Raw genomic sequence first — 20,025 nt, forward strand, 5'->3', positions numbered from 1 at the left:
ATGTTAACACCCTAATCCTACCTAATATTTATTCAAATTTTATTTCCGATTATGAACAAATTATACAACTTCAAGAGCATTTTCGCTTTGATTCTGATGATGCTTGCTGGTAATGCATTTGCCCAAAAAGATAGTGGAATCTTTGACCGTGATATGCAATACATGCGTTACAATGATCAAAGAGGTGTAAACGTATTTGAAACTACAAAGTCAGATACAGTTGGTTTCGATGGTATGAAAGTACGTGTTGGTGCAGACTTCGCTCTTCAAATGCAAGGTTTATCACACACTAATACATTAGGGAACCTACAAGACATGCACACCAACTTTAACTTACCAACTGCCAACTTAAGAATTGATGCTCAATTAGCAGATGGTCTTAGAGTAAACTTATTAACGTATTTATCTTCACGTCATCACAACGATGCTTGGGTAATGGGTGGTTACTTACAAATCGATAACTTAAACTTCTTAAATTTAAATAGTCAATTAGCAGATGACCTAATGGATATCGTGACTATTAAAGTAGGTCAAATGGAAGTAAACTATGGTGACCAACACTTCCGTCGTACTGACAATGCTTACTCTATGGGTAATGCTTTCATTGGTAACACTATCATGGATGCTTTTGCTACTGAAATGGCAATGGAGGTTTACGCTCAGAAAAATGGGTTCATCGGTATGTTTGGTATGTCAAACGGTGCATTAAACCAATCAGTAACTTCTACTGGTAACTGGTCAGTATATGGTAAATTAGGTTTCGATAAGCAATTAAACGACGACTTAAGAGTACGTTTAACTGGTTCATACTATCACAACTCGAACTTGGATAACTCTAACATCTATGCAGGTGACAGAGCTGGTTCTAGATTCTACAATGTAATGGTTCCTACTGGAGATGATTTCAGATCTGGTCGTGTTAACCCGAACTTCACAAACAACATCGATGCGGTTATGTTGAACTCATTTGTGAAATTCCACGGATTAGAATTCTTCGGTACTTACGAGAACTCTCAAGGTATGTCTAAGGGTGAAAGTGGTGTAGAAAACGCAGAAAACAGAACTTGGGAACAATTAGCAGGTGAATTAATCTACCGTTTTGGTTCAAAAGAACAATTCAATGTTGGTGCTCGTTACAATACAGCTTGGGGTGCTAACGCTGCTGAGATGGGTGAGTATGCTGACGGTACTGTTTGGTCAATTGGTCAACAAGATGTTCGTCAAAACAGATATGAATTATCTGCAGGTTGGTTCATGACTAGAAACGTTTCATTGAAAGGTTCATACATCAAGCAAACTTACGAAGGTTATGATAACTACCTTGAAACTGGTTCTACAAACGCTAACTTCGCTGGTGGTGAATTCGACGGTTTCATGTTAGAGGCAGCAATCAGCTTCTAATTAGAAAGACTTAGTTAATATATAATATATTTCGAATAAAGGTCAGTTCTTAATTGAACTGACCTTTATTGTTTTATTCCGTATATGCACCAGAAGAATATGTTAATTCATAACTGTGTGTATAAATTTCGAAAACTACACCGAAAGGATCCTCTACATAAACCATTTTGTAAGGTTTAGAGTTAGGGTAATATTCTCTTATCGGCATACGTTGTTTACCTCCAGCATCTACAATTTTTTTAGTGAGTGTTTCTATATCTGGATCTTGTACGCAGAAATGGAATAAACCAGCGTTAAATGGGTTAAATTCTGGTTTCTCAGCCTTTGTAGTAGGAAAGGAGAATAATTCTATACCAATGCCATCAGAAGTCGACATATGAGCGATTTTAAAAGATCCCCATCCTTTACCAAATACGTCAATACACATTTGGCCAATAGCTGTCTCGTTTTCTTCTTTTACATCCGAAGGAGGCATAATCACATACCATCCCATTACATCTGAATAAAATTTTACAGCTTTTTCAATATCAGGAACTGTAATTCCGATATGAGAAAATGATCTTGGGTAACTTTGCATAATTATTTATAAATTTTTGATTGGTTTGTAAAGATCGAATACAGAATGTTGGAAGTCAATATCTTACTAATTTGAGAGATAGTTACTAATAGGTTAGTATTATTGATTATCAGTCTAAAAAAAATACAATGGAAAATAAAAAATATGAATGTCCGCTTCGGTTCACGATGGATCTGATTGGAAGTAAGTGGAAATCCTTGGTGTTATTTCATCTACTAAAGGGTGGAATGCGTTCAGGAGAACTACAGAAAACATTAAAAGATATATCAAATAAAATGTTTACTCAAACAGTGAGAGAATTAGAGGAAGATCAGTTGATTCAAAGAAGGATTTTTCCAGAGGTTCCACCTCGAGTTGAGTATGAATTAACCCCATTAGGGAAATCGTTAGAAGACATACTAATTCAGATGGATGACTGGGGGAGGAATGTAATAGAAGATATAAAAAAAGAACGCTAGGTACAAAGTATCTAGCGTTCTCCAAGCTCTCTCTTCAATCTATTCATCTGACTTCTATGCTGCTTAACATAGTTTTTCTTTAGATATTTTGTTGAAACCATTCTAATGGTTCAACTACGTATCAATGTCTTTTTGAGTACATTACAAATGTCATCATATGTTCCTTTAAAATGAAGGTATTTATACTTTTTAATCTTATTTGCTCAAGTTTAAACCTTATTTAAGAATTATATTAAAAAATTACTTAAAATATGTATCGGTGTTACGAAACCATTTCCTTAATGACTTTAAATTTCAACTGAAATAGATTAGCAAGTAAATTGCTATTAACTGTGCTTAACATTTATTAAATTGCAGATCGACTAACTCATTTAATTTATATGAAACTTCAAACGCTCATATCATATATTCTACTATTAGCTGTTTTTGCATCATGTATTGCTTTAGAAGATGACTTTTCTCCTAGTATTTCTTCCATGGAAATCGAGGAAAATAAGGTCTTTCATTACAAAGATACTTTCAACTTAAGTGTTACGTTCTCAGACAATGTATTGATCTCTGAAGCAACGATCTCTATAGGTGAGGTAAACCCTGAAAGTAGCTCTGTTTTTACTTTTTCTTTTGACTCTACCTATGCTGATATTCAGGCAAGAGCATTGGCTATCGATTCCTCGTTAGTGATTCCTGCTTACGTTCCAACAGGGCAATATTTCTTGGCATTAAAAAATAAAGATGCAGGAGATAACGTAATGGTAGATTCGATCTTTTTCCGAATAGAATCAGATACTATATTACCTTCATTTTCTTCAGATATCTCAGTGATGTCAGCTATTGAGGGAAATCAAGAAAGTACAGTTTATTGTAGAGGTGAACGACTATTATTATCTGGTATCTTATCTGATAATATTGGTCTTACGAAATTGAGTGTACAGTTTGCTGATAGCTCTCCAAGAAACTTCTTAATACAAGGAGATTCATTGGATATTAATGATATCGTTCAACGACAAATTTTTATTCCTGAGTCGCTAGAGAACGGGATAGATACATTAACTTTAACTCTAGAAGACGAGTACAGTAATGTTTCTGTTAAGAAAATACCTTTAGAAATTAATTGTGATGATGTTGCAGCCAATTTTGCATCATATGAGTCCACTCAAGAAATACCATCAGATCGTATTGTTTTAATTTATCCTGGTACTCCATTCCAATTAACTTCATTAATTGCTGAAGATGAAGGTGGATTAGATTCAGTACAATTAGAAGTAAGTAGAATACCTGTTTCTTCTGACGGAAGTACTTCTACTCCAATTATCGAGCAGTTTGTTGAAGTCGCTTTAAATGGAGTGAATACAATAGATTTAGCTACCTTAGAAGATTTGAACTTTAATTTTGAATTTGATGAACTAACTACTGATGCAGGTGAAACGATTTTCATTAATGTGAAAATAAAAGACCAAGAGCAAACGTGGGATAATGCTTCATTCTTTAGATTCTCCTTGGTGGCAAGAGAAGATTTGGCTCCATCAATAACTGTAACAGACTTCATCTTTAATGATACTAAAGAATATGTTCCTGAAAATGAACCGTATGCTTTAACACCTCAAACAAATAGTATCAATATTAAATTAGAAGGTAAAATCTATGAAAATGTAGGTTTACAATCTGTACTAATTGAATTCATTGATTTAGGATTAGGATCAAGAGGTACGTCAGCAAGTAAAACAGTTACTGAGTTTTCATCTTACCCTGTTGATTTAGGAAGTCTGATCTCAGATCTACAAATGGTAGTTCCTTCAATGAATCAGGCAGATTTATATGAATACTCTCAAACCGATTTCCGTTTAAGAATTCTTGCTACCGACATCAGAGGTCAAACGGATGAAATCATCTACAACTTCAGTGTTGATTATAGTTTAGCAATCGAAGAAGGAGAGGGAGAAGTGGAAGAGCCAATTCTTCCAGGTAGAAAGGGATTTTAATATATAATTACAATGATATACTGAATTAAAAATACAGTAGTTTCAATATAAAAAGGAAAGAGGCTGTCTCATGATTGAATAATTGGGGCAGTCTTTTTTTGTGATCATGGTACAAAAAACTTAGTAATTGATTACGGAAGTTTTCTATTCGTGTCAAATAATAGATTTTTAAGTATCAAAATAAGCTAGTAAACTATTTGACTGTCTATTTATAAGAGTGCTTGTAAATAGTCACTTTTTTAGAGGAGGTGTAAAACTGAAAACTAATTATCATGAAAATTTTCTTTCACTCTAATGAGTTTAGAATTCTCTTTCTTTATGATTGTAAAAGTGGGTGAAAAAATTGGTGAGTTTATTTATCATGTTTCACACTAGAAGGATTTAAATCATTTTAATATAAGTTTATAAAGCCCTTTTGAGAGGTATTTAGGAGATATTAAAAAGCACCATATGAAGATACATATGGTGCTTTTTTATATAGCTACGTAAAAATATTACGCTTCTACCAATTGTCCTTTGTTGATAACCGCTATCGCTTTTCCTTTAAATTGAGTGCCAATAAATGGAGTGTTATCTGATTTAGATTGAATATCTTTTTTCTCAAAAGTCCACTCATGGAACGGGTCAAAAACTGTTATTGTAGCTTTTTCTCCTTCTTTAATAGTAGCTGAATCAGCTTTTAAGATTGATCTTGGCGTAGTTGATAACTTCTCAATAATTGTATCAACAGAAATACCCTGAGGTAAATTGGAGATGATATTAGCGAAAGCTGTTTCTAAACCTAAGATTCCACAATCAGCCAAATCAAACTCTAACCTTTTTGATTCAGTATCTTGTGGTGTATGTGATGAAACGATGGAGTCAATAGTTCCATCTTTAATTCCTTCCCATAGAGCGTCAATATCTTCTTGAGAGCGGAAAGGAGGCCATACTTTTTTATTTGTATCAAAGTCTGATAAAGATTCGTCTGTTAAAGCAATTTGATGTGCTGCGATGTCACAAGTAACTTTAAGGCCATCAGCTTTTGCTTTTCGAATTAAATCGACAGATTCTTTTGCTGATATATTGGCAAAGTGTACTCTACCATCTGTATAACTCAATAAAGCTAGGATTTTCTGGATGGCTAGCCATTCTGCTACATTAGGTATTCCCCTTGTACCCATTAAGGTACTCGGAACGCCTTCGTTCATATGGCCATCATTGTCTAATGTCTTCTCATTAGCTAATTCTACCATCAATCCATCAAATTTTTGCATATACATGATAGCTCTTTTCATTACACCTAAGTGCCATGAATGATGTATACCATCTGTGAAAGCTACCGCACCGGCTTCATGCATATCGATATACTCGTTCATTTCTTCTCCTTTTGCATTCTTAGTTAATGCTCCCATTGGGTGAAGTTGAACTGGAGTAAAAGCGCTCATTTGTTTAATAAAATGTACACTTTCTTTTGTCTGTACTGTAGGGTTTGTATTCGGTAAAGTGGCTACATCTGTAAACCCACCAAAAGCAGCTGCTTTACATAAAGAAGCAATGTCTTCTTTGAATTCTTCACCTGGCTCGTTTAAAGTAGAACGCATATCTAACCAACCTGCAGATACCCATAATCCATCTGTATCAATCGATTTTGCATTGGGAGCAGTAATTGGAGATGTTGAAACCTCATCGATTACACCATCTTTAATTAAGATATAAACATTTTGTTGATGATAAGGGGAAGTTGTATTTGATACTCTTACGTTATTGAGCAAAATTTCTTTCATGGTGCTGTAACTCAAAAGACCTTTAAAAATTCTCGGCTACAATCCATTTTAATGTTATTGGGAGTAACCGCACAAATGTACATTGTAAATAATAAATTTTGAAAATATAGGGCACAAAAAAAGAGATACAAAAAGTATCTCGTTCAATTTGGAAGAGTTCAAAGCTGTTTTACAAGTCTACATACCTGATGTTTTCCGACTTGTACAACCTGAACGGCATCCATAATATTTTTAACCAATCTAAGTCCCATTCCTCCTTTACGATGTTCTTTAATTACATCTGTAATAGCAGGAGATTGATATGCTTTAATATCAAAAGCTTCGCCATCGTCTTTAATTTCAATCACTACCTCTTTTTCATTGTCTTGGGTAGAAACAGAAACTTCTATTTCCTTGGTAGGATCACAGCTGTTTGAATGAATCATCCTGTTTGCACAGACCTCATCGACTGCTACAACGATCATATCTCTTTGGGAAAGAGGTACACTGTAGTTGTCTAAAGCCGAGAGCAGAAACTCACGGATTTCATGAAGGTTGGTCGTTTCACAGTTGACTTTTTTTCTAAACATCACTGTTTTTAAATTATAAAATATTGATGGCCTCTTCTTTACTGGCTGCCAAGTTTAAAAATTGATCTACACCTAAAATTTCGAATACACTTTTGATGTTGTCAGCAACATTAAACAATACCATAGTAATACTATTCTTTTCGATATCGTCTAATCTTGAAGTAAATACACCAATTCCTGCAGAAGAAATATAAGTTAATCCTACACAATCAATTAATAACTTCTTATCACCTTTATCGATGCACTCTTGAAGTTCAGTATCAAGTTCAATAGATGAGCTTGCATCTAATTCTCCAACTACACTGATTAGTGTGAAGTCATTCTCTTGTACAACATTAACGTCTACTTTGGTCATTATGTATACGGTTTAACTTCATTAAGGTTTCCCTTAATTTTAATTTTTTTTAAATTTTTTACTAATAAAAGAAACAAAGGGTGTTAAAATCTCGTAGACCAACCCTTTGTCTCTTTTGATGTCTCTTAAAAATGTTCAATTCTATTAAAGAATCAACATTGCGTCGCCGTAGCTTAAGAAACGGTATTTTTCTTTGATTGCTTCTTCGTAAGCTCTCATTACTAAATCATAACCACCAAATGCAGCAGCCATCATTAATAATGTTGATTTAGGTTTATGGAAACCTGTAACCATAGAAGATACAATTTTGAAATCGTATGGAGGGAAGATAAATTTATCTGTCCAACCTTCGTTTGCTTTCAATGTATTTGAAGCCGAAACTGAAGTTTCTAAAGAACGTAATGCTGTAGTACCTACTGCACAAACATTTCTTTTTTCAGTCAACGCCTTATTAACAATCTCTACAGTCTGCTCACCTACTTTGTAGTGCTCAGAGTCCATTTTGTGTTTTGTTAAATCTTCAACGTCTACATCTCTAAATGCACCTAACCCTACATGTAAAGTAATAGGAGTGATATCTACAGATTTAATCTCTAAACGTTTTGCAACTTGTGGTGTAAAGTGTAAACCTGCTGATGGGGCAGCTACAGCACCTTTATTTTCTGCAAAAATTGTTTGGTAACGGTCACGATCGGCCGGTTCAGCTTCACGACCTAAGTCTCTTGGAATTGGAGTTTCTCCAAGTTCTTCAATTGTTTTGTAGAATTCTTCATCTTCACCGTCTACTAAGAAACGGATAGTTCTACCTCTTGAAGTTGTATTGTCAATGACTTCAGCCACTAAACTACCATCGCCAAAATACAATTTGTTACCTACACGAATTTTACGAGCAGGATCAACTAAAACATCCCATAAATGAGACTCTTTGTTTAGTTCACGAAGAAGAAATACCTCGATCTTAGCACCAGTTTTTTCCTTGTTACCATATAATCTTGCAGGGAAAACTTTAGTGTCATTCGTCACTAATACATCACCCTCCTCGAAGTACTCTACAATATCTTTGAACAATCTGTGCTCAATTTCTCCTGTAGAACGGTGTAATACCATTAAACGTGCTTCGTCGCGGCTTTCTGCCGGGTATTGTGCTATTAGATCTGAAGGTAGATCAAACTGAAATTGGGATAGCTTCATGGAGTGAAATTACTATTTTTAATCTATCTATTAATATCGATATATTATCGCTTAACTTTTCTACTATACACACAAAATGCGTACCTTGAAAATCAAGACGGTAAATTTAACAAATAAAGATCAGATAATTTCCAATAGATCAATAGATAAAGGATTTATTATCTAAAATCTTTCAATTTTTTTTGAAAATAATGCTTTTCTTCAAACTTTTTTTTGAGAGTTTCCGATTTGCAGTCAATGCACTGAAAGAAAATATATTACGAACAGTTCTTTCACTATTAGGAGTGACCATCGGTATCTTTGCGATTATAGCCATTTTTACCTTAGTAGATGCATTGAATAATGGTATCCAAAATAGTTTATCTGCTTTTGGAGATAAAGTAATGTATGTTGGAAAATGGCCTTTTGCTTTCAATGAACCCAATTACCCTTGGTGGAAATATTATAGAAGGCCTAGCCCTGATGTAAAGGAATTTAAGTTTATCCAAGACAATGCAAAATGGGTAAAACACATAGCGATCTTTGAAGATAAAAGGGGAAATACTATTCAATATAAAAATAATTCTTTTGAAGATGGAAAGATAGTAGGATGCTCATATGAGTATAATAAGATCACTTCTATGCCTATTGATCGAGGCAGATACTTTACTAAAAGTGAAATGACTGCAGGTGTTCAAAATACTATAATTGGATACGATGTAGCCAAACAACTATTCCCTAGAGGTGATGCTCTTGGAAAAACGATTAAATCAAAAGGACAAAAATTTAAGGTAATCGGTATCTTCGAGAAGCAAGGAGAAAGTTTACTTTCCACTCCAAGTAATGATGAAATTATCCTTATTCCTTATAATTCTTTAGTGAAAATGTATACCTCAAAAGGACGAAACATTTCTCCAGTGCTTATTGCAAAAGGATATAAGCAAGATGAAGATATGGGAGAGATGCATGCAGAACTTAGGGGATTAATTAGAAGACATAGAGGACTTAGGCCAAAAGAAGAAGATAATTTCGCCCTAAATAAAACGGATGCAATTGCAGACTTTATTAATGGTATAACAGGATCTTTAAAAATTGCCGGAGGAGTTATTGGTATGTTCTCCATCCTTGTTGGAGGATTTAGTATCGCCAATATTATGTTTGTGTCTGTAAAAGAAAGAACATCACAAATTGGTATACAGAAGGCATTGGGTGCTAAAAATTACTTTATCTTATTACAGTTCTTATGTGAGTCGATGTTCCTTAGTTTCTTTGGAGGGGTTGGTGGACTTATTTTGGTCTCCTGTTTATCAATATTCTCAACAGAAACTTTTATTATCTCTCTAAATATTCAAAATTTGATCATAGGAATGGGTATCTCTGGGTTAGTCGGAATTATTTCGGGGTTAGCACCTGCCGTTTCAGCTGCCAGAATGGATCCTGTAGAAGCGATGAGAGCTTCATAGATAAATTAATTATTAGATAGATGATCACACCTTCTGAACGTATCAGTTCACAATTTCCTTTTGAACCTACACAAGGTCAAAAAGTATTATTTGATTTATTTGACCCATTTATTCTGGAGAAAAACAACAGAAGGAACACTTTTCTATTAAAAGGATATGCAGGTACAGGTAAAACATCTGTAATTACTGCTCTATCTAATATTCTACGTTATTATAGCTACAAAACATTACTTATGGCGCCAACAGGAAGAGCAGCCAAAGTGATGTCATCTTATGCAAAACGAAAAGCGTTTACGATTCATCGAATTATCTATAAGCAAACGGAAGATCCTGATACCGGAGCCATGCGTTTTGAGAGAACAAAGAATAATGCTCAAAACACTATCTACATTGTAGACGAAGCATCTATGATTGATGATCAATCACATATGCAAGGGGAAGGATTATTGAGTTCTTTAATCCGATATGTTTTTCAAGATCCTAAGGCCAATAATAAATTATTACTAATTGGAGATACAGCACAGCTACCTCCTGTGAAACAAGATATTAGTCCGGCACTAGATGAAATATATCTTCAGAATATCTTCAAACTGAATATTATTAGTCATGAATTGACAGAGGTTGTTCGCCAAGCCTCAGAGTCTGGTATTCTTTACAATGCAACTCTTCTTAGAAATACATTGGTTACTAATGAAGATATAAAGTTTGTGACTTCTCCTTTTAAAGACATTTTTAAAATGGGGTCAGATCGTTTGGAAGATGGTTTATTATATGGATATGATAAATATGGAATTGAGAATACGGTGATTGTTACCAGATCAAACCGAGCAGCAACACAATACAATCAATATATAAGAAGGCAAATTCATTATAGAGAAGATGAACTAGATGCTGGTGATTACCTAATGATTGTCCGCAATAATTACTTTTGGTTAGATGAGGATTCACCTGCTGGTTTTTTGGCTAATGGAGAGTTTATTGAAGTGACTAGAGTGGGTGGTATTGAAGAGAAATATGGTTTAAGATTTTGTGATATCCGTTTCAGGTTATTGGATTATGATGAGCATAATGTGGTAGAGGCAAAAATTATCTTAGATACCCTCCATTCTTTTACCCCTCAACTAAGTAATGAGGAAAATAGAAAATTGTACAATGCTGTAGTTGAAGAGTATGCCGATATTGAAAATCCGAGGTCTCGAATGAAAAGAATCCGAGAAGATGAATACTTAAATGCTCTACAGGTGAAATTTGCTTATGCACTTACTTGTCATAAGGCACAAGGTGGACAGTGGGATGCAATTTTTGTTGATATTGGTTTCTTGAGAGATGATATGCTAGACTCCGATTTTGTTCGTTGGCAGTATACAGCATTAACCCGAGCAAAATCGGAGTTGTTCTTAATGAACTATCCAGAAAGGTTTTTTAAATAATTAATTTCTTGAAGGCTAATTATCAAACATTGCAACAACTCTAGCTGGTGCTGCTGACGCTCCAACAATTTTTAAAGGAAAAACGGCTACTTTAAACCCAGTGTACGGCAGGGATCCTAAATTCACCAATTGTTCCATATGACAATATTCCTTTTCTTGACCTACAAGATGGGCATTCCAGAATAAATCCTGGTTTTCAGTTTTCTTTGCTTGTTCAATAAGATAAGGTAAGGGTAAATCCCAGCCCCAAGAATCGATACCCATCACTTTAATTCCTTGATCAATAAGGTAGTGCGTTGCTTCGGCACTCATTCCTGTACCTACCTTATGAAAGTCTTCCGTTCCATTAAATTTATCTCTACCAGTTTTTATCAATACAATCATTCCTTCTTTTAAGGAAAGGTTATTATCTGATAAAAAATTGGTAATATCTTCTTTTGTAATAGGGGCAAAATCCTTTTTGTGTTCCATATCAATCACTAACCCTTCTCCGTAGCACCAATCCAAAGGTACTTCATCAATAGTTTTTGCTTTTTTTCCTGCAACTGTTGGGGAATAATGCCATGGAGCATCTATATGTGTTGTAGAATGAACTCCCATCTTTTCAATGGTATCATCTGCCCAACCAATAAAGTTTTTCGGAAATAATTTAAAAGGTAGTCCTAGGAAACGAATCAACCATTTTGCTTTAGCGTGAGGTTTATGTTTAATCTTTACTCGCATAAACCAAGGGTCTTTCTTGTTGAATTGAATTGGTTTTGAAAGGTCTACAATTTTCATAGTTAAGTTTATCAGTAATTTAAAAGCGTTTTTGAATAAGAATATTTGCAGCAATAAAAAAGCCAACCCGAAACGGATTAGCTTTTTCATCATGTAACCAAGTATTTAATCGTCCTATTTCATCCTTCTACTTTAAGTAGACAGATAAAAAATCTATGTAAATCACTGACTTAAACTACGAAGAAAGGATATGATTCTTTCTCAATAATAGTGTCAGCTAATTCGCGTCTTAAAACATGTACGTTCTCTAAATCATACTTAGTGAAACGTTTTAATCCCATCAACATTACTCGTTGTTCATCTCCTGTAGCAATTCCACCAATTGCTTCGCGACCTGAAGTAGCAATCACTTCAGCTGCTTCTCTGATAAACACTTTTGCAATGTTAATTTGTTCTTTGCAAGCTTCTTCTCCTTTGTCCTCTACCATTTTTTCAGTACGAAGAATTGTAGATTCAGCAGCATAAATTTGAATTAACATATCAGCAATATTCATAAGTATTTCTTGCTGATCGTTAATTTTTGCTTCAAACACCTGAACAGCTCTACCTGCAACCATTAAAGCTGCTTTTTTGAGTCGTTTTAAAATGTCTTTTTCAACATTAAATAGGATAGAAGTATCAATTGTCTCAAACGATGGAACAGAAGTTAGTTCTTTTGCTACATCCATTGCTGGAGAAACAATATCTAACTCACCTTTCATCGCCCTTTTTATCATCATGCCTACAAGAAGCATGCGGTTGATTTCGTTTGTTCCTTCGTAAATTCTAGAAATACGAGCATCTCTGTAAGCTCTTTCCATTGGTGCTTCAGCAGAGAATCCCATACCACCATACACTTGAACACCTTCGTCTACTACGAAGTCTAATACTTCAGATCCGAATACTTTAAGAATAGCACATTCAATAGCAAATTGCTCCACACCTTTAAGTTTCGCTTTTGCTTCGTCCATTCCTCCCACAAGTAATTCTTCTGTATGGTCTTCAATGTTTTGACCAGCTCTATAACACATCGACTCAATAACATAAGTTTTTGTAGTCATTTGAGCTAACTTTTGTTTGATTGCTCCAAAGTTTGCGATAGGTTGTTTAAACTGTTTACGCTCCTTCGAATATTTTACTGCATGATTAATCACTGCTCGGCAGCCTCCAAGAACACCAGCACCTAATTTAGCTCTACCGATATTCAAGATATTCACAGCGATTTTAAAACCGTTTCCTCTTTCCGAAAGCATGTTCTCTACGGGAACTTTGCAATCAGTAAAGAATACCTGACGAGTAGAAGAACCTTTGATACCCAATTTTTCTTCTTCTTCGTTCATTGTAATTCCACCAAACGAGTTTTCTACAATAAAAGCAGTGTGGTTTTTGTCATCACCAATTTTGGCAAATACAATAAATAAGTCGGCAAACCCAGCGTTGGATATCCACATTTTTTGACCTGTGACCAAATAGTGAGTTCCATCTTCTGAAAGAACCGCTTTTGTTTTACCTGAATTGGCATCCGAACCTGCGTCCGGTTCTGTTAATGCGTAAGCGGCTGCCCACTCACCTGTTGCTAGTTTAGGAAGATATTTTTCCTTTTGTTCTGTAGTACCATAATACATAATTGGTAGTGTACCAATACCCGTATGTGCACCGTAAGTTGTTGAAAATGAACCTGCTTCTCCAAATACATCGGCAATCAACATAGAAGTGTTGAAACTCATACCCAAACCACCTAACTCTTCTGGTACAGAAATACCTAAAAGACCTAAATCTCCAGCTTTATGGAAAATTTTCTCTACTAATTCCCAGTCATGGCCATCGATTTTTTTAGCATTTGGTGTAATCTCTGTGTCAATAAAATCTTTAGTGGCTTGTGCCATCATTACTTGCTCCTCCGAAAACCCTTCAGGAGTAAAAATTTCATTTGCTTCTGTTTCGCGAATTAAAAATTCTCCACCTTTGATTGCTTTCTTATTGGTTACAGTGTTCATAATAAATTGAAAATGTTTAGTGTTGTTATTGGATGTAATTCAAAGTGGAATGATCACATTAGACTTTCTATTTAAGTAGTAAGTGAATATGTGATCATCCCTTACATGATTTACAATTATGTGTATTGTTTATTGGATGATCGGTTCATCTAATCACTAAATACAAAACGTATTACAGAAGTGATTATTCATTTAAAATGTATGCAAGCATAACATTCTTTTTCAAATATATGTAAAAATATTATGCATGCATAACATAAAGCGAAAAAATGTTCTTTTCACGCTTAATTTTTTACTTCATCTTCATTTTTAAAGCAATTACAGTAGTATTATCACAATTTTTTATTAGAATCATTAAAATGTATTTAACAAGTATGACTTATCTCACTGATGACTAGCAAGGTGTTATGTATTTTTGCGGGGCTTGGTTCATACTATTAGCACGAATCAAACAAACTGAACACGGAATTATTATAAATCTCTGAAAAATTATGAGCGATTTTTTCTATCAAAAGCCTTTCCCAATAAAGAAAGACACAACGAAGTATAGATTACTTACAAAGGATTATGTATCAACTATCGAAGTAGACGGACGTAAATTTTTAAAAGTAGATCCAAAAGGATTGGAGTTACTTTCTAAAGAAGCGATGGCAGATGTTTCATTCTACCTTCGTACTGCCCACTTAGAAAAAGTTGCTAAAATCTTAGATGATCCTGAAGCATCAGACAACGATCGTTTCGTTGCTCGTACATTATTAGAAAATGCTGCAGTTGCAGCAGAAGGTCAACTGCCATCTTGCCAAGATACAGGTACTGCTATCGTAATGGCTAAAAAAGGTGAAGGTGTAATTACTGGTTCTAATGATGCTGAAGCTTTATCAAAAGGTATCTATGAAACATACCAATCAAGAAACTTAAGATACTCACAAGTGGTTCCATTAACCATGACTGAGGAAAAAAATACAGGTACGAACCTTCCTGCACAAATTGATATTTACTCTGAGCAAGGTAACTCGTATGAGTTCTTGTTCATGGCTAAAGGTGGTGGTTCTGCCAACAAAACATTCTTATACCAACAAACTAAGGCTTTACTAAACGAAGAGAGCTTAACAGCTTTTGTAAAAGAAAAGCTAAAGTCTATTGGTACTGCAGCATGTCCTCCATATCACTTGGCATTTGTAGTAGGTGGTACTTCTGCTGAAGCAAATATGGCTACTGTAAAGAAAGCATCAGCAGGTTACTATGACCATTTACCAACAGAAGGTAATATGGGAGGTCAAGCTTTCCGTGATGTTGAATGGGAAGAAAAAATCCAAAAAATCTGTCAGGAAAGTTTAATTGGTGCACAATTCGGTGGTAAATACTTTACACATGATGTAAAAGTAGTTCGTTTACCTCGTCATGCTGCTTCTTGTCCTGTTGGTATTGGTGTTTCTTGTTCAGCAGACCGTAACATCAAAGCAAAAATCAATGAGGATGGTATTTGGTTAGAAGAATTAGAAAGAAACCCTCGTCGTTTAATTCCTACAGAAGAATCACAAATGGACAATCCTGTAGAAATCGACTTGAACCGTCCAATGGAAGAAGTATTAGCAGAGTTAACGAAGTACCCTATCAAAACTCGTTTGAATTTGAAAGGTACATTGATTGTTGCTCGTGATATTGCTCATGCTCGTATCAAGCAGATGTTAGATAACGGTGAGGAAATGCCTGAGTACTTCAAAAATCACCCAATTTACTATGCAGGCCCTGCGAAGACTCCAGAAGGAATGCCTTCAGGATCATTTGGACCAACTACTGCAGGTAGAATGGACCCTTACGTTGGACCTTTCCAAGCTAAACGCGGTTCTATGATTATGTTAGCTAAAGGTAACCGTTCGCAACAAGTTACAGATGCTTGTAACGAACATGGTGGATTCTACTTAGGATCTATCGGTGGTCCTGCTGCAATTCTTGCGAAAGAAAATATCAAATCGGTTGAATTGGTTGATTTCGAAGATTTAGGAATGGAAGCAGTTCGTAAGATTGAAATCGAAAACTTCCCTGCATTCATCATTGTTGATGATAAAGGAAATGATTTCTTTGCGGAACTTTAATTTAATGTAGATAAGAACAGCATGCTGTTTATCTCAATAGATTTCAATATAATCCCTCATAACTTAAGTTGTGAGGGATTTTTTTGATCAAAATTTTTCGTTCTATTTAAGAAACATCCTCTAAATTTATTGTAATCAATAAATTATATCATGCTGAATATAAATATTAACTCTATTACAAACTTCCTTGAGGGACTAAGTGATCAAATGGAAGCATCTATAAGTAACAATACTTTATTTTTTCCTTCTAATTATGGTCGAGGATTTATAAAGCAAGTAGAGTTAAACAATGGTTTAATTTTTCAGGAAGAGAAGTTTGTGATTTATGAAGATATGTTCCTTACAAGAAGTATCGATAAGCAAGAGAATTATTTATCACTTTACTTTTTGATACACTCACCTTTATTAACCTATAATCCCCAAAGTAAAGATTGGGCTCAGCAGAAACTTCTTTTCTTTGATGAAGATTATCGATTCAATCAATATTACCCAGCATACCTTAATATACATCAGTATCATTTATTCATTCATAAAAATAAATTGAATGAAATCTGTGAAAGATATGAGTTTCCAAAAGGATTATATGAACACTACTTGAGTGATCAGAGATGGTTATTTCAGGCTTCACATTCCTTAGAAATAAGAAACTTGATAAAGCAGTTCGTTGAACTTGATATTGAAACACCTGTAGATAAAAGTCTATTTCATCAAAACTTGGAGACTTTAATTCTTTGGTCTTTAAAAAGGATCAATGAAAATAAAGAAGGGAGAGTCAATAAGATTTACCAACAAGATCTTCAAGTAGTTTTAGAGGTCGGTAATTTGTTACTACAAGACCATGAGAATGAAATGACGATTCAAGAAATAACCCAAAAGTATGCTATTGGTGAGCGCAAACTTCAACGATTATTTAAATCCCATTTTGGAGAGTCTATGAACTCCTATAGAAAAAGAATGAAGTTGGAACAAGGGAGACAAATGTTAGAGCAAGGTCTTTTTACAATCACTGAAGTCTCTTACCAATTAGGTTATAGTTCTCCTAGCCATTTTTCTAAGATTTTTAAAGATCACTTTGGGGAAAGTCCTAATAGTATCATTTGATTTGACGTTTTTGCTATATATTAAGACGGAATAGTATAATACGTTAAGCAGCTTTCATATTTAGTTTTGTGTTGTGATTAGAAACAAAAGTCTTCAATAACAATAAAAAACAATAATTATGAAGAAAGTGATTTATTATTTAACGGTAGTGTTATTCTCAAGCGTACTATTATTTAATGATGTCGTTTATGCTAATGATAAATATGAAGTTGAGATAGAAAGAAACATCAAATATGGAGAAGGTTTTATTCTTAAAGATGGTCAACCTACTTCTGTTGATCTATTGATGAATATTTATAAGCCTATCACTTCAGATCATAAGCAACGCCCAGCAGTATTTTTTACTTATGGGGGAGCATTTCAAAGAGGAACACCTCATGAACGTTATGAAATTGATGGACAACAAGATACTTCTCCGGAAGAATATTGTAAGCGATTAGCACAAGAAGGATATGTATGCTTTGCTATCAATTATAGAGTTACGCCAGATTTACCAATTCCTCATCTTAAAGGTATTAACGAGAGTACTCTTTTAAATAGAGATGGTATTAAATTAATGATGGATAGAGCATCGCAGGTACGAGCAGATATGAACTTGCCTCCATTAGATCCAAAGAATCCATCACATATAAAAATACAATCCGATGCTGTATTAGCAGCTGCCGAAGATTTGCAAAGTGCGGTTCAATATGTAAAACAAAATGCGGAGGAATTATCTGTAGATAAGAACAAGATTATTATTGGAGGTTTTTCTGCAGGGGCAGTTACTTCATGGAATGTAGCTTATGGATTAAAAGAGCCAGTTACTGCAGTATTTTTATTATCAGGAGCACCGATTGTTTTTGAGCTTGATAATATAAAGGCAGGAGAAAATCATCCTCCAATTCTTCAATTTTTAGCACAGACAGACCTTACAGGGGCAAGAATTGCCAATCCATTAATGATAGAACATTATCAGAAAACAGGTGTGGAATATGAGTTTGCTTGGGTACCCGGTTTTGGACACTTCTACCCGGCAGGGGCCACGTCTATGTCTGGTGATGCTCGACGAATTCCTGTGGAAACGAGGTTACTCAATTTTATAAAAAGAGTAGTAGAACCAACAATATAGATCACTAAAAAAGGGGGGAGAATACTTCCCCCAACATTTACTACTTAATCGATTTATTATGATTTATCGCGTTTCTCTTTTTATGCTTTTTCTTGTACTACATATAGTATCAGCATATGGACAGGAAGATCATCTTCAATCAAAGACAAGGCTTACATCTATAAGTCTGCATAAAGAATATTATAATTTCAATTCTACTCATCAGGCAACTTACTTTCTTTTAAAAGGAGGGATAACTTTCAAAGACAACAGCCATTTATTGGTGGAACTAATAGGTACCCAATACACAGAAGAAGGTAGAAAAATCTATTCTCCAGGTGATATGAATATCTCTTACACAAGAGAGATCCTTCCCTCGAGTAATGGTGATTTTTTAGGTATAAATGCATGTTTGAAAATGCACTTTCCTACTGGAAACTCGGATTTATCTGGTTTATTTGGTCATTACACTGTAGAACCTATGATTACTTATGGGTGGAAATTAATTGGTAATAATCTCACTCTATCTAATCAGTGGAGAGCCTATATTCCTACAATTCAAGCTATAGAAAATACGGTAGCTCCTGCGTTTGTTCGTTTTGAGCCTGCATTGAAATATCAATACGATGATAAATGGATCAATGTAGCATTAGACAATCGATGGGTGTGGAATTTTGATGACTTTGTGATTTACTACAAAGTGGAAGGTGGAATTGATTTAGGAAACAATTACCAACTTTCAGGATTTTATGAGAAAAAAATAAGAGGAGAAGCATTATTTGATATTTATTCAGGTATCAATATCAGGTTTAAATTTTAACTCTAGATTTTCATTTTTGAGTTATAATAAACTTGAAGTCAAATCCATCACTTTTGCCTTGAAAGCATCCCAATATTCAGTAAGGAAAATATAAGTGACTACACCTACAACAACTCCAATAATATACTTGATAATTTTATTCATGAATAAGTGAAATTAGATTGATGAGACTTTGAATATTTTTAAGAATTAATGACGGAGTAAAGATCTAAAATGATACGGAAATAAAACTTCCGCAACTTCTAAATATTTAAAAAAGCCTTGACAATTAATTAACTGTCAAGGCTTTTTTTACAAGAAATTCAGTTTTGAAAGGAAGTTACTTTTGTAGCTATTACCAATCGGAATTTCTTTTTGAGGCATCACAATTTGCATATCCTCTATTGTATTTACTTTTTCCAGATTAACGATATAAGAGCGATGAACTCGAATAAAATTATCTGGAAACTTTTTTTCTAATGCTTTCATAGTAGAGTGGATCACATACTTTCGATCCTTTGTATTAATTAACATGTAATCTGAAAGAGCTTCAACAAAAAAGATATCGCCTAAAGAGAGCTTTACAATTTTGTTATCTGCTTTTACAAATAATGTATCATCACTACTTTTATCTACTAAACTTTGATCACTATTTTCGATGGACTGTTTGGCCTTTTCTACCGCTTTTAGAAAACGAGGGTAGGTTATTGGCTTGATCAAATAGTCTGTCAAATTGTATTCATAAGCTTCTGCTCCAAAATCACGTCGACCTGTAATTAGAATTACTTGAGGTAGTTTTTCTAAGGATTGTACCAACTCGATCCCTGTCATTTGAGGCATCTCAATATCTAAAAATAATAAATCGACAGCAGTGTTTTTGAGAACTTCATATGCAGATACAGCATTGTCAAACTCACCGGCAAGTTCTAACCCTTCGGTACGTTTTACAAAGTCTCGTACAACCATACGAGATACCTCTTCATCGTCTACAATAACACATTTTAAATCGACCATA

Annotated in this window: 18 protein-coding genes; 9 read left to right on the plus strand and 9 right to left on the minus strand. The window is 34.5% G+C overall.

Annotation, left to right across the window (positions count from 1 at the left end; all coding sequences use genetic code 11):
* Nucleotides 1–51 precede the first annotated feature (51 nt).
* Nucleotides 52–1,401 (plus strand): hypothetical protein, encoded by a 1,350-nt coding sequence (locus HGP29_RS17075; RefSeq protein WP_168883642.1) that lies wholly within the window; start codon nucleotides 52–54, stop codon nucleotides 1,399–1,401.
* Between the two features lie 73 nt (nucleotides 1,402–1,474).
* Here the strand turns inward: HGP29_RS17075 and HGP29_RS17080 are convergent, their stop codons facing one another.
* The gene (locus HGP29_RS17080; RefSeq protein ID WP_168883643.1) at nucleotides 1,475–1,978 is read right to left on the minus strand and encodes a lactoylglutathione lyase family protein; all 504 of its coding nucleotides are present in this window, start codon (nucleotides 1,976–1,978) and stop codon (nucleotides 1,475–1,477) included.
* A gap of 167 nt (nucleotides 1,979–2,145) precedes the next feature.
* Between HGP29_RS17080 and HGP29_RS17085 the strand changes: the two genes are divergently transcribed.
* Both HGP29_RS17085 and HGP29_RS17090 read left to right on the plus strand, forming a co-directional pair.
* Nucleotides 2,146–2,436, plus strand: coding sequence for a winged helix-turn-helix transcriptional regulator (locus tag HGP29_RS17085; RefSeq protein ID WP_235958316.1), 291 nt, complete (start codon nucleotides 2,146–2,148; stop codon nucleotides 2,434–2,436).
* Between the two features lie 380 nt (nucleotides 2,437–2,816).
* Entirely contained in the window at nucleotides 2,817–4,415 is a 1,599-nt protein-coding gene (locus HGP29_RS17090) for a DUF4625 domain-containing protein (RefSeq protein ID WP_168883645.1), read from the plus strand.
* Between the two features lie 494 nt (nucleotides 4,416–4,909).
* Here the strand turns inward: HGP29_RS17090 and HGP29_RS17095 are convergent, their stop codons facing one another.
* From HGP29_RS17095 to queA, 4 genes are all read right to left on the minus strand, one after another.
* Complete coding sequence (locus HGP29_RS17095; protein WP_168883646.1) at nucleotides 4,910–6,181, minus strand: dihydroorotase; 1,272 nt, start codon at nucleotides 6,179–6,181, stop codon at nucleotides 4,910–4,912.
* 158 nt (nucleotides 6,182–6,339) lie between these two features.
* Nucleotides 6,340–6,750, minus strand: a complete 411-nt coding sequence (locus HGP29_RS17100) for an ATP-binding protein (protein WP_168883647.1) — start codon at nucleotides 6,748–6,750, stop codon at nucleotides 6,340–6,342.
* 13 nt (nucleotides 6,751–6,763) lie between these two features.
* Nucleotides 6,764–7,105, minus strand: a complete 342-nt coding sequence (locus HGP29_RS17105; RefSeq protein ID WP_168883648.1) for an STAS domain-containing protein — start codon at nucleotides 7,103–7,105, stop codon at nucleotides 6,764–6,766.
* Between the two features lie 144 nt (nucleotides 7,106–7,249).
* On the minus strand, nucleotides 7,250–8,296 hold the full coding sequence (gene queA, locus HGP29_RS17110) for a tRNA preQ1(34) S-adenosylmethionine ribosyltransferase-isomerase QueA (RefSeq protein WP_168883649.1): 1,047 nt from the start codon (nucleotides 8,294–8,296) through the stop codon (nucleotides 7,250–7,252).
* 191 nt (nucleotides 8,297–8,487) lie between these two features.
* Between queA and HGP29_RS17115 the strand changes: the two genes are divergently transcribed.
* Together HGP29_RS17115 and HGP29_RS17120 are read left to right on the plus strand one after the other, a co-directional pair.
* The gene (locus HGP29_RS17115) at nucleotides 8,488–9,738 is read left to right on the plus strand and encodes an ABC transporter permease (RefSeq protein WP_168883650.1); all 1,251 of its coding nucleotides are present in this window, start codon (nucleotides 8,488–8,490) and stop codon (nucleotides 9,736–9,738) included.
* Nucleotides 9,739–9,758: 20 nt separating this feature from the next.
* On the plus strand, nucleotides 9,759–11,168 hold the full coding sequence (locus tag HGP29_RS17120) for an ATP-dependent DNA helicase (protein ID WP_168883651.1): 1,410 nt from the start codon (nucleotides 9,759–9,761) through the stop codon (nucleotides 11,166–11,168).
* Nucleotides 11,169–11,183: 15 nt separating this feature from the next.
* On the opposite strand, the gene HGP29_RS17125 is transcribed toward HGP29_RS17120, so the two are convergent.
* A complete protein-coding gene (locus tag HGP29_RS17125) occupies nucleotides 11,184–11,948 on the minus strand; it encodes a cyclase family protein (RefSeq protein WP_168883652.1) in 765 nt (254 codons plus the stop codon).
* Nucleotides 11,949–12,118: 170 nt separating this feature from the next.
* Complete coding sequence (locus tag HGP29_RS17130) at nucleotides 12,119–13,924, minus strand: acyl-CoA dehydrogenase family protein (protein ID WP_168883653.1); 1,806 nt, start codon at nucleotides 13,922–13,924, stop codon at nucleotides 12,119–12,121.
* 491 nt (nucleotides 13,925–14,415) lie between these two features.
* On the opposite strand from HGP29_RS17130, the gene HGP29_RS17135 reads away from it, so the two are divergent.
* From HGP29_RS17135 to HGP29_RS17150, 4 genes are all read left to right on the plus strand, one after another.
* Nucleotides 14,416–16,020 (plus strand): fumarate hydratase, encoded by a 1,605-nt coding sequence (locus tag HGP29_RS17135; RefSeq protein ID WP_168883654.1) that lies wholly within the window; start codon nucleotides 14,416–14,418, stop codon nucleotides 16,018–16,020.
* A gap of 150 nt (nucleotides 16,021–16,170) precedes the next feature.
* The gene (locus HGP29_RS17140) at nucleotides 16,171–17,121 is read left to right on the plus strand and encodes a helix-turn-helix transcriptional regulator (protein WP_168883655.1); all 951 of its coding nucleotides are present in this window, start codon (nucleotides 16,171–16,173) and stop codon (nucleotides 17,119–17,121) included.
* A gap of 118 nt (nucleotides 17,122–17,239) precedes the next feature.
* Nucleotides 17,240–18,232, plus strand: a complete 993-nt coding sequence (locus HGP29_RS17145) for an alpha/beta hydrolase (protein WP_168883656.1) — start codon at nucleotides 17,240–17,242, stop codon at nucleotides 18,230–18,232.
* Nucleotides 18,233–18,290: 58 nt separating this feature from the next.
* The gene (locus HGP29_RS17150) at nucleotides 18,291–19,031 is read left to right on the plus strand and encodes a hypothetical protein (RefSeq protein WP_168883657.1); all 741 of its coding nucleotides are present in this window, start codon (nucleotides 18,291–18,293) and stop codon (nucleotides 19,029–19,031) included.
* 21 nt (nucleotides 19,032–19,052) lie between these two features.
* Here the strand turns inward: HGP29_RS17150 and HGP29_RS29000 are convergent, their stop codons facing one another.
* On the minus strand, nucleotides 19,053–19,175 hold the full coding sequence (locus HGP29_RS29000; RefSeq protein WP_262889537.1) for a hypothetical protein: 123 nt from the start codon (nucleotides 19,173–19,175) through the stop codon (nucleotides 19,053–19,055).
* A 147-nt stretch (nucleotides 19,176–19,322) separates the two neighbouring features.
* Nucleotides 19,323–20,024, minus strand: coding sequence for a LytR/AlgR family response regulator transcription factor (locus tag HGP29_RS17155; protein WP_168883658.1), 702 nt, complete (start codon nucleotides 20,022–20,024; stop codon nucleotides 19,323–19,325).
* Nucleotide 20,025 lies beyond the last annotated feature (1 nt).

It is taken from the genome of Flammeovirga agarivorans (assembly GCF_012641475.1).
Classification (GTDB): domain Bacteria; phylum Bacteroidota; class Bacteroidia; order Cytophagales; family Flammeovirgaceae; genus Flammeovirga; species Flammeovirga agarivorans.